The organism is Variovorax sp. UC122_21 (genome assembly GCF_044056785.1).
In the GTDB taxonomy this organism is placed as follows: domain Bacteria; phylum Pseudomonadota; class Gammaproteobacteria; order Burkholderiales; family Burkholderiaceae_C; genus Variovorax.
The window spans coordinates 877,094-889,582 of sequence record NZ_CP172004.1 but is presented as its reverse complement, the minus strand read 5'-3'; the positions used below and the strand labels follow the sequence as shown (position 1 = coordinate 889,582).

Below are 12,489 nucleotides of genomic sequence, written 5' to 3'. Positions count from 1 at the left end.
ATCTCCGCATTCGTCGTCAAGGTCCCCCGCCGCCGAGCCGATGGTCGGGGACCTGCGGCGGCACCACGACGCAACGGTCGCGCTCGGCGTGCCGGCGCATATCACGCTGCTCGTGCCCTTCATGGACCCCGCGCTGATCACGGCGGAAGTGCTGACACGCGCACAGCAGGTGCTCGACGGCACCCGCGCGTTCTCCTTCGTGCTCGGCAAGCTCGGGCGCTTTCCAGCGACGGCCTACCTCGCGCCCGAACCCGCGGCGCCCTTCATCTCGATGACATTGGCGCTCGTCGAGGCCTTTCCGGACTTCCGGCCCTACGGCGGCGAGCACCAGGGCGTGGTGCCTCATCTCACCGTGGCCCACGGAAGCGCGAGCAGCGCGGAAGCAGCCGCGGGCCAACTGCAGGCGCGGCTGCTCGCTTCGGGCGCCGTTCGCGCGGAATGCACGCAGGTCGCGCTGATCGAGAACTCGACGGGACACTGGAAGGACCTGCATGTCTTTCGACTGCCCGGCCTCGCGCAAACCGCGCCTCCTAACGATCGAATCCCATGACCGAGATCTACATCAGCACCGACGTCGAATCCGACGGCCCCATCCCCGGCCCGCATTCGATGCTGAGCTTCGGCTCGGCCGCCTACACGGCCGACAAGAAGCTGGTGTCGACCTTCAGCGCGAACCTGCACACCCTGCCCGGCGCCGAGGCCGACCCGAAGACCGCCGCGTGGTGGCAAACGCAGCCCGAAGCCTGGGCCGCCTGCCGCAGCGACTTGCAAGAGCCCGCGCACGCGATGAAGAACTACGTGGCCTGGCTCAAGGACCTGAAGGCGCGGCCGGTCTTCGTGGCCTACCCGGCGGGATTCGACTTCCTGTTCGTCTACTGGTACCTGATGCGCTTCGCGGGCGAAAGCCCGTTCAGCCATTCGGCGCTCGACGTCAAGACCTTCGCCATGGCCCTGCTGAAGACCGACTACCGCGACAGCACCAAACGCGCGATGCCGCGGCGCTGGTTCGATCCCGGGCTGCCGCACAACCACGTGGCGCTCGACGATGCGATCGAGCAGGGCGCGCTGTTCTGCAACATGCTGGCGGAAAGCCGCGCCGCCACGCCATGAGCGCTCCACGCCGTCTCGCGCGCCTGGCCGGTCGCGCACTGCTCGCGCTGCCGCTGCTGCTGCTCGGCGGCTGCGTCGAGTCGATGTTCTATTACCCCGACCGCGTGCGCTACGAGACGCCCGACGCGCTGGGCCTGCGCTACGAACGCGTGCGCTTCCGGAGCACCGACGGCACCGCGCTCAGCGGCTGGTTCATTCCGGCCGCGGGCCGTGCCGATCCGCGCGAGGCCAAGGGCACGGTGATCCATTTCCATGGCAACGCACAGAACATGTCTTCGCACTGGCGCTTCGTCGCCTGGCTGCCGAAGCAGGACTTCAACGTCTTCGTGTTCGACTACCGCGGCTACGGCGACTCCGAAGGCAAGCCCGAGCCCCGCGGCGTGTTCGAGGACTCGGGCAGCGCCATCGACCACGTGCGCTCGCGCGCCGACGTCGATCCCGCGCGCTTGCTGGTGTTCGGCCAGAGCCTCGGCGGCACCAATGCGATCGCGGCCGTGGGCGCGGGCAACCGCGCCGGCGTGCGCGCGGTGGCGATCGAGTCGACCTTTTATTCCTACTCGTCGATCGCCAACGACAAGGTCGCGGGCGCCGGCCTGCTCGTGGGCGACGGCTACGCCGCCTCGAAATACGTGGCCGCCCTCTCGCCGATTCCGCTGCTGCTGATCCACGGCACGGCCGATGCCGTGATCCCCATCGACCACTCGCGGCGCCTGCTGGCCGACGCGCGCGAGCCCAGGCGGCTGATCGAGGTGCCCGGCGCCGGCCATCTCGAGCCGATGAGCGACGCCCGCTTCGGCACCACCTATCAGCGCGCGCTCGCGGAGTTCTTCGAAGCCGCACTGGCCACAGCACCCATCGCACCCACCCCGCCCGCCCGATGAAGCACTTCGACGCCGCCGCCACCCGTGCCCCACTGGGCTTCGAGCGCCTCGTGCCCGCGCTGCGCGCCGCCTTCGCGGCCGAGGCCCAGGTGCCGCCGCGCCACGTGCACGCCATCGACAACGCGAGCGGCGACAAGGGCACCGTGCTGATCATGCCGGCCTGGAGCGAGGCCGGCTTCCTCGGCATCAAGACCATCAACATCTTTCCGGGCAACGGCGCGCGCGGCCTGCCCGGCCTGCATGCCACCTACGTGCTGTACGACGCGCACACCGGCGTGCCGCTCGCGCTGATGGACGGCGACGAGCTCACGGCCCACCGCACCGCCGCGGCCTCGGCGCTCGGCGCCTCGTTCCTGGCGCGCGGCGATGCGCGGCGGCTGCTGGTGCTGGGCACCGGCCGCATCGCGCGCATGCTGCCCGCGGCCCATGCGAGCGTGCGCCCCATCGAGGAGGTGACGGTATGGAACCACCGCCCCGAAGGCGCCGAGGCGCTGGCCGCGCAATGGCGCGCGCAGGGCTGGAGCGGTGCGCGCGCGGCCGCGCCGGGCCCCGCGGGCCTCGAGGCCGCCGTGCGGCAGGCCGACATCGTCAGTTGCGCCACGCTGGCCACCGCGCCGCTGGTGCGCGGCGAATGGCTCGCGCCGGGTTCGCACCTCGACCTGATCGGCAGCTTCACGCCCGCCATGCGTGAGGCCGATGCGCAGTGCTTCGAGGGGGCGCGCACCTTCATCGACACGCCCGAGGCACTGATGAAGGCCGGCGATCTGCTCGACGCGATCGCGGCCGGCACGCTGCGCGCCGAGGCGGTGCAGGGCACGCTGGCCGCGCTGTGCCGCGGCGAATGCGGTGGGCGCACGAGCCCGGACAGCGACGAACGCACCGTGTTCAAGGCCGTCGGCAGCGCGCTCGAGGACCTGACCGCCGCCACGCTGGTGTGGCAATCGGCCGCAACCTCGCTGTAGACCTATGACTGCATGGCACGCCTAGTGCTTATGGCCAGTCGGCGCCTCGCGAGGGCGCGCGCATACGTCAAGCGACGGATGGCGCGCCGCGCGAACGGCCGTTAATCTGGCATTGCACACAGGGAGACCCACGCATGCTCACCATCGTTCAGAAAGCCGCCATCCTCGGCAAGGCCGGCATCGACGTGCCCGCGCGCCCCGAGGACGACCTGTCGACGCATGTCGTGACGGGCTCGCCGGTGAGGGCCGAGGGCGTTTCGCAGCAGGCCCACGACTGGGGCCGCGCCATCGAGACCCTGTACGTGAGCTACGTGGCGGCGCGCGCCGCCAAGAGCCTGCGCGACGCCGAGGAGGCGCGGCAGAACGCGATGCTGAGGCGCATGGCCTCGGGTTCGCCGCCGCGCGCCTCCTTCGCATAGGGAAGCACCGGGCCCTCGGCCCGGGCGTCCCCTGCTTCCTGCTTACTTGCCCTGCGCCGCGGTCAGCGCCGGGTTCTGCATCGTCGAGATCACCTTGCTGTTCACGCGCGAACCGCTCACCACGTTCTGGTCGGGCGCCGAGGCGGCTGCCACGGCGTCGTTGTAGACCTTCGCGGGGTCAGCCATCGGCTTCACCGTTTCCGGGCCGCGCGAGCCACGGGTCACGTTCTGGTCGGCCGCGTGCGCGGTGGCCACGGCCTGCTGGTACATCGCATCGACGTCGGCCATCGGCTTCACCGTTTCGGGGCCGCGCGAGCCGCGGGTCACGTTCTGATCGGGCGCGTGGGCCGTGGCAATGGCTTCGGCTTCGACGGCTTCGCGGCTGCGGCCGCCCGTGGTCTGGGCCTGGACGGAGGCCACGGCCATCACGGAAAGAGCGGCCACGAGGGCGAGTTGGTAGGAGGTCTTCATGTCGGTTGGATGTCGGAGGAGTTGTTTGGACAGGGTTTTCTTCTAGGGAAAACCCTGGATCACGGTAGTCCTCGGGCAAGGCGGATTGATGACGACCCCGGGCGCGCGCAGGTTGCAGGGGAACGGCGAGCCGAATGGCGTCGGTTCTGCTAGTGGGGGTCGGTCGACGGCGAAAGCGGAGAATCGATCGTCCGCTTCGCATCGAAACCCCCGTCCGCCTCGCAAGGAAAGCGCGCGCCATGCACCAGACTCAGACCTGCCATTTCTGGGTAGGCACCATCCCCGAGGATTTCCCGGCCTCCTACTTTGCCGAGGACTACAGCGACGAGCGTGGCGACGACGACCCGCTCTCGCCATTCGCGCGCGACCAGGGCGAGACCTGGTACGACCACGACTTCCTCGAATACGGCTGGGGCCTCGCGCCGACGATCGCGGAACTGGTGGCCGGCTATTCGTACAGCGAGCAATGGGGCGCGGAGCTGTCCCGCCGCGCCGAAGCCGCGGGCCTGCGCGGCATCAACTTCTTCGTGTTCATCGACGAGGCGCAGATCGCGGCCCCGCGCTCGGTGGAAACTCGCGATGGCACGCTGCACTACATGGGCACCATCGAATACAGCCTCTGAGACGCAGGCTCGTCGCGTCGGGCACCTCGGCTAGCGCGCCGCCTCCCGCTCACCCTTCCCGTACGTCGCCCGGCTCCCATACGCCGCCTTCGCCCGATCCACCTCCTTCTGCGGCAGCAACTGCAGCTTCTTGCAGTTCGCGCATTGGTACAGCCGCATCCAGGGAAAGAACCGCATCCAGCCCGAACGCTGGACCCGGCCGAGGTAGTGGATGCTGCAGTTGCAGGCGGAAAAGATGGAACTCATGAAAGCCTCGAGAGGTGCGCAATCGGTGATCGCGGCGAGGGTCGAATCGCACGGATCGCCGCATGGTTTCGATGCTAGGAATCGAGCCCTCTCGATGCACGCGAGATCGCATTGCAACTGTGTGGCGGTTCACAGCTCGCACCAGACAACGCGGGAAAACAACGCGAACACGCAGCCTCACTTCGGGTCAGGTTCGTCCTCGCCCTCGGCCCGCAGCAGGTCGAGTTCGTCCGGCGCGATGAAGGGCGTGTCGCCCTCGCGCTCGTCGCCCGCCGCGTGCGGCTCCAGCGACTCGAAGCTGCCGTGATCGGTCGACGCGAAATCGGCCACCACGTGGATGCCGTGCTCGTCCTTCCACAGCAGGCCGCGGTTCTCCATCTCGCGCATGGTCTTGTTGACGACCTCGCGCGACAGCCCGGCATACGACGCGATCACGGCCTGCGAGATGCGCTTGTCGAAGCCGCCGGTATCGGCCGGCGCGAGCTGGGTCAGCTCATAGAGCACGCGCGCGACCAGGGTCTCGGAGGTGAGCGAGGAGATGCGGCGCAACTGGCTGCGGATGATGGTCATGCGCTTGACCGTGAGCTCGAGCAGCTCGAGCGCCACCGACGGATGCCGGGCGCAGATGTCGTGCAGGGCCGAGGCGGGAATCAGGTAGACCGAGCTCGGCAGCGCGGCCACGAGGTTGGCCATCGACTGGTAGCGCGCCTCGTCGAGCGTGGGACTCAGGAACAGGTCGCGCGGGCGCACGAAATCGGTGGTCACGGCCGCGGCGCCGCCATGGCCGCCGACCACCACGCGCAGCAGCCCCGAGGCGACGAAATAGACCTTGTCGGTCCACTCGTCCATGCGCAGCACGGTCTCGTTGCGCCGGAACGAGCGCAATTCGCTCTGCGCGACCAGCGCCACGCGCTCCGCCGCCGGGACGTTTCGAAAAAGGGAATGCAGATACATGGTCGGGAACGGGCTCCATCCGATTCGCTTCCTCCGGGCGGAACATGCGCGGCCGAAGGCGATGGCCTTGGGCCGGGGGATCGGCGCACCGCGCCATGGCGGATGCGGCGCTAGGCGAAGGAGTCGGGCACGCCATGAGGTCGCGCAGCTTCGGCGTCGGTGTCGCGCTCGGTCATCGCCAGCCCGGCCGGTTCGCGTGCATCCGCCGTGCACGCGGCGCAGGCCGAACGCGCGGCGCGCAGCGCGGGCGAGTCGCGCAGTTCCTGCTCGCGGATCGCGGCCTCGAGCGCCAGGTACTGGTCGCGCGCCAGCAGCTGCTCGCGCGCGCGCTCGCCATGCAGCAGGACGCCGTGGCGCATGACCTCCTGCAGCGTGTGCTGCAGCACGTCGATCTGCGCGCCCAGCCGCGCGAGCTGCAGCTGGAAGTCGGACGAGGCATTCACGCGCGCCCCCCGGGGCCGCGCGCGGGCGCGCCATCGTGCGGCGGCGCGACGGCGGACACGCCGCAGCCCTGCAGCCACTCGGCGCCGGCCTCGAGCGCTACGCGGATGTCCTCCTCGCGCTCGATGCCGTCGACCACGATCGAGGGCGCGAAGCTGCCGCACAGCGCGAGCATCTCCTCGAGCAGCTCGCGGCCGAAGCGGTCCTCGCGCGCGCGCCGGATGAAGACCGGGTCGAGCTTGATGATGTCGGGCCGGCAGACCTTGGCGGCAGCGAGGTTGCCGGAGTCGCCGCCGAAATGCTTGATGGCGACGCGGCAGCCGCAGAGCTGCAGCTGCAGGCAGAAGTCGCGCACCGCTTCGAGATCGGGCAGCGTGGGTTCGCCCGCGATCTCGACCACCAGGCGCGCCGCCAGCTCGGGCTCGCGCCGCAGCAGCGCCATCAGCGAGGCCCACCAGTGGTCGCGCCGCGCGCTCTGCGCCGAGATGCTCAGGCCCAGGCGCACGGTGCCGCCCAGGCGCAGCTGCCGCACCACGCGGCCGGCCGCGAGATGGTCGAAGGTGCGCACCAGGCCCAGCCGCTGCAGGCAGGGTATGAAGAGCTCGGAGCGCAGCGAGGCGGCGGCGTGCGGCTCGCCCTCGGTGTGGAAGCGCGCCTCGTGATAGAGCGGCGCCGCGAAGGCGGCGGCCTGCGCGGGCGCGCCCACCACCGGATGCCATTCGATCGCGAGGCGGCGCGCATGCAGCGCGTCGCTGAGCTGCAGCGCGACGTCCATGTCCTCGCGGTAGAGCCGCTGCCAGCCCTCGGTCTGCGCGAGCTGGAAGTCGGGCGCCGGTTGCGCGGCCCACAGCCGCAGCTCGACCTCGGCCTGGCTCATGCGCCCGGGGCTGGGCGCGTCGCTCCAGCCCACGTGCAGCTGCACCAGCGCGCGCGTGTCGCGCAGTTGCACCGGCATGCCGCCGAGGTCGGTGAGCAGGCGCTCGAGCCGGGCCGAGGCGCCCTGCCGCGCCTGCCCGTCCTCGACCGGAAACGCCGGGTTGCTCCACAGCAGGAAGCAGTCGTGCCGCAGCATGGCGAGATCGGCGTCGGCCAGGCTCACGAAGCTCGTCAGCAGGCGGTACTTGATCTCGATGCTGGCGTGCAGCGCGAACTCGGCGCCGTAGACCTCCATGAGCTGCGGCAGGTTCGCGATGAAGACGAAGGCGCAGGCGCGCAGCGGCGCGCCGGTGCCCGGCATGGGTGGCGCGGCGGCGGAGTGCACGGGAAGCTGTGCCGAGGGCCCGCCGCGCGTCAGGAACGGTGAAGAAGGCGCATGGCGCGGCACGGCCGGGCGTCGGCGCCGCATGCCGTCGAAGCCCGCCCGCAGGCGCGCGACCATGGGCGCGACGAGGGACCGCACGACATGACCAGGCCTTGGCGTCGGCAAGGCAAGCGCCACGGGGCTGGTGACGCGATCACGTACGGCCATCTGGTTTCCTCCGCTAGGTAAGTTCGCCGAAATCGCAACACGCCGGGATGGGTCCGCTGCCGACCCGAGGCCGGCCGTTGCACGTTCGCGAACGGGCGGTTATGCGAATTGCGCATGAGATGCTTAAACCGAAATGAATACTACGGATCACGGTAGCAACTCGCATTAACTTTCTGGTGACAAATGTGTCCTAGGTCACAGGCGCCGCGGGGCGGGGCCTCAAAAACGGGCGGACCTGCCGAAAACACCGGGTCCGTGCGCGGACCCGCCCCGGCCGGGCTTCGCCGGCTGGCGCGATCCGCCGTTCGATCGGGGCGATCGGATCGGCAGGCCCGCGGCGGGAGGCCGGCGCCTCGGCGAACCGGCGGCGCGCGCGGCAACGCGGCCAACGCCGGCGTGGGTGGTGCTCGAGGAGGCCGGCACCAGCTACCAGCGCCTGCTCGACGAGGTGCGCCAGCAGGCCGCGCGGCAACCGCTCGAGGACACGCAGCTCGAGGCCGGCGAGATCGCCTTCGTGCCGGGCTTCGGGGAACTGAATTCGTTCACGCGCGCCTTCCGCGGCTCGGAAGGGACGACGCCCGCGCGCTGGCGCACGGCGCAGGCACGTGCGTCCTGAGGTGCTAGAGCGCGCGCCCGCTCTCGCCCGGCGGCGTCACCACGTCGCGCCGCAGGCTCCAGATGCAGGCCGCCAGCTTGAGCAGCCGCTCGACCTTGCTGTCGTGGAGCTCGTCCGCGGGGTTCTCCTGCGCGATCAATTCGGCGATCTGCTCGATGGCCAGTGCCGGCGTGAAGCCCAGCCCCTTTCGCGCCATCTCCATCGCCGTCGCCATCACTTCTGTTTTTTTCATGGGCATGCGTAAGCAACGGCCGCGAGGCCGGATTCGAAATGTCCGTGTCCCGGGGTGGGCCGATGCGGCTCAGGCGCGGCGCTTGCGTACCGCCGTGCCCGAAGGCGTGAGCATCGCGGGTTCGGTGTCGAGGTCTGCCGCGTCGGTCACCCGGCCGTCGCGGTCGTGCTGCACCAACAGGCGCCGCGCGCGCTGCCACAGCGTGAGGTGCTGCGGCGCGAGCGAAGTGTATTCGGCCAGTTGAGCCACGGTGCTGTCGGGCGAATGGCCACGACCTTCCTCGCCCGCGATGGCGCGCCGGCGCACGGGCGCGAGCAGCAGCATCACCAGCAGGATGACCAGCACCGAGGCCGCGTAGAGCGTGAGCAGGTCGGTGCCCTCCGCGGGCCGCCAGACCTGGAAGAAGTGGTGCCAGGCATAGAACACCACGCCGACCCAGAACGCGGCCAGCAGCAGCGGCCGCGCGATGCGCAGCCACACGAACATGAACACCGCGCCCTGCGGCGTCTTGTGGCGCATGAAGGCGCTCAGCGGCATGCGCGCGGCATCGAGCACCGGCACCTCGCCCTGCGGCTCGGCCCATTCGCGCTCGCGCGGCGGCGCCTTCTCGTTGGGGCGCGGCGGCGCGGCGCCCAGGCCCAGGTCTTCATTCATGCTCGATGGCACGGACGGATGCAGTCGATCGTTCATTCGCTATCACTCCTCTGTCGGGGCTGGTCCACCGGGCGCGCTTGCCCTTGCGCCGCAGGATCGTGGCCGGCAAGGCCACGACCGTGGTGAACATGTTGATCATCCAGAAGGCAAGCGGATACCAGATGGTCCAGACCAGGTAGCGCAGGATGTCGCGGTCGTAGTGGCGGTCGATCCACAGGCTCACGCCCATCTGCAGCATGCAGGTGATGCCCAGCAGCATCCCGTGCCACTCGGGCCAGAAGCCGACGTACTGCCACTCGGGCGGCAGGAAGCGCCGCACCAGCGCGAGGATCAGCACCGCAAACATGGCGTAGGCCCAGACCACGCTGGCCAGGTACTCGAGGAACACCGGCCACATCATGAAGTTGCGCGGCTTGAGCACCTGGCCCGTGTAGCGCAGCAGGGTCTGGATGCCGCCGGTGGCCCAGCGCTGGCGCTGGCGGTAGAGGCCGCGCACGGTCTCGGGCATCAGGATCCAGCACAGCGCGCGCGGCTCGTAGCGCACGCGCCAGTCCTTGAGCTGCAGCTTCCAGCTGATGTCGATGTCCTCGGTCATGACGTCGGGGCTCCAGAAGTCGACGTCGAGCAGCGCGTTGCGGCGGAACATCGAGAGCACGCCAGAGACCGTGAACAGCCGCCCGGCCAGCTGCTGGGTGCGCTTGATGAGGCCGATGTTGGAGGAGAACTCGCCCACCTGCATGCGCCCGAGCAGGGTGGTGCGGCCGCGGATGCGCGGGTTGCCGGTGACGGCGCCCACGCGCTCCGAATGCAGCATGTGGGTCAACATCCAGGCGATGGCATCGGGGTCGACCAGCGCATCGCCGTCCACGCCGAGGATGTACTCGCCGTTGGCCAGCACCGCCGCCGTGTTGAGCGCGACCGCCTTGCCCTGGTTGGTGGCGTGGTGCACCACGCGCAGCTGGCCGTAGCGCGTGGCCAGCGCATCGAGGATGGCGCCGGTGTCGTCGCTGCTGCCGTCGTTGACCGCGATGATCTCGTAGTTCGGATAGTGGCTGCGCATCAGCTGCTCGATCACCTCCTGCACGCGCTCGCCCTCGTTGAAGCAGGGCACGATCACGCTGACCAGCGGCCGCTCGGGCAACAGCGGCAGCGGATCGACCTTGCGGTGGCGGCCGCGCTCGAACACCAGCGCATGCGCGATGCCGCCGGCCATCCAGACGTAGGCCGCGAGGAACGGGTAGTAGAAGACGTAGTTGAGCAAGGCCCGCACCACGTCGGAACCGAAGAAGTCGGGGTTCATCGCGCGGCTCCCGGTGCGGTCGGCGCGGAGGCGGCGGCCGGTTTGCTGGGCGCGAGCGCCGGCGGCGTCTCGAGGCCGTCGACCTTGCCGCCCGCGAGGTTGGCGCGCACCGACAGGATGTCGCGCACCGTCACCAGCGGCGGCTGGCCCGCGAGGAAGTCGTCGGGATAGAGCGCGACGTGGCGTGCGCCGAGCCGGTGCAGCAGCGTCCACTGTGCGGCCAGCGTGTCCTTGTCGATCATGCGGCCGTTGCGCCAGTCGCGCGCCTGCAGCTCGAACACGGTGCGCGCCAGGCCCTGCGGCTGCGCCGCCACCTGGCGGAACAGCGCGGTCAGCCAGGCCTGCGGATCGGCCGCCTGCTCCATGAACGGCATCGCCATCACGGCGGTGTAGTCGTAGGCCTGCAGCGACTGCGCGAGGTCCTGCGCGAACCACTCCTGCGCCGCGGGCTCGAGCACCGGGCGCGCATAGAGGTTGCGCGCGGTCAGCAGGCGCGGCTGCCAGTCTCGGGCGCGCTGCGCGAGCTCGAGCGTGAAGTCGGTGAGCTGGCGCGTCTTCCACGCGGTCCAGCGCGCGCGCAGCGCGGGATCGGCGCGCACCGCGCCGAGGTCGGCCGGCAGGCCCTGCGCGGCGAGTTCGCGCAGCGCCGCGGGGCTCGCGTCCTCGTCGTCGCTGTAGGTGGCGTCGTCGTGGAACAGCAGGCCCGCGATCGGCGTGTTCTTCGCGAGGTCCTCGTAGATGTCGCCGATCAGGGCGCGCACGCGCGCATCGGCCGGCGAGAGCCGGTGGTAGCGCGTCTGGTCGCGCGCCGCGTCCGACGTGGGTGCGAGGTGCGTCACGCGCACGTCGGCGAGCGGGTTGTTCGCGGGCAGCTTGAACGCCAGCACAGGCATCCACGCATAGACCTCGACCCCGGTGCGCGTGCGCAATTGCCAGGCGACGCGGTTGAACAGGTCGGCGCGCATCGGCAGGTGCCGGTTCGGGAAGTACAGCGCATCGGCCGCGCCGTCGCCGTCGGGATCGGCGAAGGCCTGCAGGTAGACCGCCGAGGGGCCGATGGCCTGCACCCGGTCGAGCAGGCGCGAGAGGTTGGCCTCCTGCTGTGCCGGATCGGGGTCGTAGACGTGGTCGAGGTCGATGTGCATGGCGCGGTGCAGCGCGCGCGGATCGGGCCGCGCGGGGGCGCGCAGCAGGCTGAGGTCGGGCACCGACATGTCGTAGGTGGCGAGGCCGCGGCGGATGGTCTGCAGCGGCACCTCGGGCGTGTTCGCGCCCTCGTCGAGCGTCAGGGTGATCGGCATGCCGGCGCGGTCGGCCGCGCGCAGCGCCTCCTTGTTGTAGGCGCCGTAGGGCCACACCATGGCGCGCACGCGGGTGCCGGTCTGGGCCTCGATCAGGCCGCGGCTGCGGCGCAGGTCGGCCTCGACGCGCGCGACCCAGGCCGCGTCGTCCTCGTAGCGGCCGGTGGCGCTGTCGTAGCGGTGCGTGACGGCCGCGGGCTGCAGGTTGCCCTGCGGATTGCCGGGCACGCCGGTGTGGATCGCGTCGCCGTGGCTCGCGAATTCGACCAGGCCCGAGGCGCCCATCTCGCGCGCCTGGCTCCAGGTGATGAAGGCCTCGCGCTTCAGGGGATTGCGCGCGCCGTAGCCCTCGACCACCTGGCCCGGCGGCACTTCGAGCCAGCCCGTGACCAGCGCCATCACGGCCGGATAGCGGAATTGCTTCAGCAGCGGATAGACCTTCGAATAGAAGCTCTCGTAGCCGTCGTCGAAGGTCAGCAGCACGGCCTTCGAGGGCAGCGGCCGGCCGCCGGCGCGCGCGTCGACGATCTGCTGCAGGCTCACCGGGTGGTGGCCCGAGCTGCGCAGCCAGGCGAAGAAGTCGGCCACGGTGCGCTCGTCGAGCGCGGTGGGTTCGGGCTCGTCGACGAAGCTCTCGCGCACGTTGTGGCGCACGTCGTGCATCGCGATGGCGCGGAAGGTCTTGCCGTCGTCGACATCGGGCGCCGCCAGCGCGGTGGCGCGCGGCAGGCCCTGGGCCAGCGCGGCGCCGGCGAGCAGCGTGGCGAGCAGCAGCGCGGCCATCCGCGGGACCAGGCTGGTCGTCATGAAC

At 70.5% G+C, this 12,489-nt stretch carries 16 protein-coding genes; 7 read left to right on the top strand and 9 right to left on the bottom strand.

The features are described from left to right. The first annotated feature begins 40 nt into the window (after positions 1–40). From ACHMXE_RS16425 to ACHMXE_RS16405, 5 genes are all read left to right on the top strand, one after another. The gene (locus ACHMXE_RS16425) at positions 41–550 is read left to right on the top strand and encodes a 2'-5' RNA ligase family protein (RefSeq protein WP_395350228.1); all 510 of its coding nucleotides are present in this window, start codon (positions 41–43) and stop codon (positions 548–550) included. Then, positions 547–1,110, top strand: a complete 564-nt coding sequence (locus ACHMXE_RS16420) for an exonuclease (RefSeq protein ID WP_395350227.1) — start codon at positions 547–549, stop codon at positions 1,108–1,110. Before ACHMXE_RS16425 ends, ACHMXE_RS16420 begins: the two co-directional genes overlap by 4 nt. Continuing rightward, positions 1,107–1,991 (top strand): alpha/beta hydrolase, encoded by an 885-nt coding sequence (locus tag ACHMXE_RS16415; RefSeq protein WP_395350226.1) that lies wholly within the window; start codon positions 1,107–1,109, stop codon positions 1,989–1,991. The genes ACHMXE_RS16420 and ACHMXE_RS16415 overlap by 4 nt, the downstream gene beginning before the upstream one ends. Next, the gene (locus tag ACHMXE_RS16410) at positions 1,988–2,953 is read left to right on the top strand and encodes an ornithine cyclodeaminase family protein (RefSeq protein ID WP_395350225.1); all 966 of its coding nucleotides are present in this window, start codon (positions 1,988–1,990) and stop codon (positions 2,951–2,953) included. The genes ACHMXE_RS16415 and ACHMXE_RS16410 overlap by 4 nt, the downstream gene beginning before the upstream one ends. A gap of 134 nt (positions 2,954–3,087) precedes the next feature. Next, complete coding sequence (locus ACHMXE_RS16405) at positions 3,088–3,372, top strand: hypothetical protein (RefSeq protein WP_203202814.1); 285 nt, start codon at positions 3,088–3,090, stop codon at positions 3,370–3,372. Positions 3,373–3,414: 42 nt separating this feature from the next. Here the strand turns inward: ACHMXE_RS16405 and ACHMXE_RS16400 are convergent, their stop codons facing one another. Further along, a complete protein-coding gene (locus ACHMXE_RS16400; protein WP_395350223.1) occupies positions 3,415–3,843 on the bottom strand; it encodes a hypothetical protein in 429 nt (142 codons plus the stop codon). 239 nt (positions 3,844–4,082) lie between these two features. On the opposite strand from ACHMXE_RS16400, the gene ACHMXE_RS16395 reads away from it, so the two are divergent. After that, on the top strand, positions 4,083–4,466 hold the full coding sequence (locus ACHMXE_RS16395) for an immunity 22 family protein (protein WP_395350222.1): 384 nt from the start codon (positions 4,083–4,085) through the stop codon (positions 4,464–4,466). A 30-nt stretch (positions 4,467–4,496) separates the two neighbouring features. On the opposite strand, the gene ACHMXE_RS16390 is transcribed toward ACHMXE_RS16395, so the two are convergent. From ACHMXE_RS16390 to ACHMXE_RS16375, 4 genes are all read right to left on the bottom strand, one after another. Next, on the bottom strand, positions 4,497–4,712 hold the full coding sequence (locus tag ACHMXE_RS16390; RefSeq protein WP_203202817.1) for a hypothetical protein: 216 nt from the start codon (positions 4,710–4,712) through the stop codon (positions 4,497–4,499). 177 nt (positions 4,713–4,889) lie between these two features. Beyond that, a complete protein-coding gene (locus tag ACHMXE_RS16385; RefSeq protein WP_395350221.1) occupies positions 4,890–5,621 on the bottom strand; it encodes a Crp/Fnr family transcriptional regulator in 732 nt (243 codons plus the stop codon). A gap of 155 nt (positions 5,622–5,776) precedes the next feature. Continuing rightward, positions 5,777–6,109, bottom strand: a complete 333-nt coding sequence (locus ACHMXE_RS16380) for a hypothetical protein (protein ID WP_209541944.1) — start codon at positions 6,107–6,109, stop codon at positions 5,777–5,779. Further along, a complete protein-coding gene (locus tag ACHMXE_RS16375; protein WP_395350220.1) occupies positions 6,106–7,506 on the bottom strand; it encodes an EAL domain-containing protein in 1,401 nt (466 codons plus the stop codon). Before ACHMXE_RS16375 ends, ACHMXE_RS16380 begins: the two co-directional genes overlap by 4 nt. Before the next feature lie 472 nt (positions 7,507–7,978). On the opposite strand from ACHMXE_RS16375, the gene ACHMXE_RS16370 reads away from it, so the two are divergent. After that, positions 7,979–8,191 (top strand): helix-turn-helix domain-containing protein, encoded by a 213-nt coding sequence (locus tag ACHMXE_RS16370; RefSeq protein ID WP_395350219.1) that lies wholly within the window; start codon positions 7,979–7,981, stop codon positions 8,189–8,191. Between the two features lie 4 nt (positions 8,192–8,195). Here the strand turns inward: ACHMXE_RS16370 and ACHMXE_RS16365 are convergent, their stop codons facing one another. From ACHMXE_RS16365 to pgaB, 4 genes are all read right to left on the bottom strand, one after another. Beyond that, on the bottom strand, positions 8,196–8,423 hold the full coding sequence (locus ACHMXE_RS16365; protein WP_209541947.1) for a hypothetical protein: 228 nt from the start codon (positions 8,421–8,423) through the stop codon (positions 8,196–8,198). Positions 8,424–8,492: 69 nt separating this feature from the next. Then, positions 8,493–9,077, bottom strand: coding sequence for a poly-beta-1,6-N-acetyl-D-glucosamine biosynthesis protein PgaD (pgaD, locus tag ACHMXE_RS16360; protein ID WP_395350218.1), 585 nt, complete (start codon positions 9,075–9,077; stop codon positions 8,493–8,495). Beyond that, positions 9,070–10,377 (bottom strand): poly-beta-1,6-N-acetyl-D-glucosamine synthase, encoded by a 1,308-nt coding sequence (gene pgaC, locus ACHMXE_RS16355; protein ID WP_203202823.1) that lies wholly within the window; start codon positions 10,375–10,377, stop codon positions 9,070–9,072. Before pgaC ends, pgaD begins: the two co-directional genes overlap by 8 nt. Beyond that, complete coding sequence (gene pgaB, locus ACHMXE_RS16350) at positions 10,374–12,485, bottom strand: poly-beta-1,6-N-acetyl-D-glucosamine N-deacetylase PgaB (protein ID WP_395350217.1); 2,112 nt, start codon at positions 12,483–12,485, stop codon at positions 10,374–10,376. The genes pgaC and pgaB overlap by 4 nt, the downstream gene beginning before the upstream one ends. Positions 12,486–12,489: the final 4 nt, after the last annotated feature.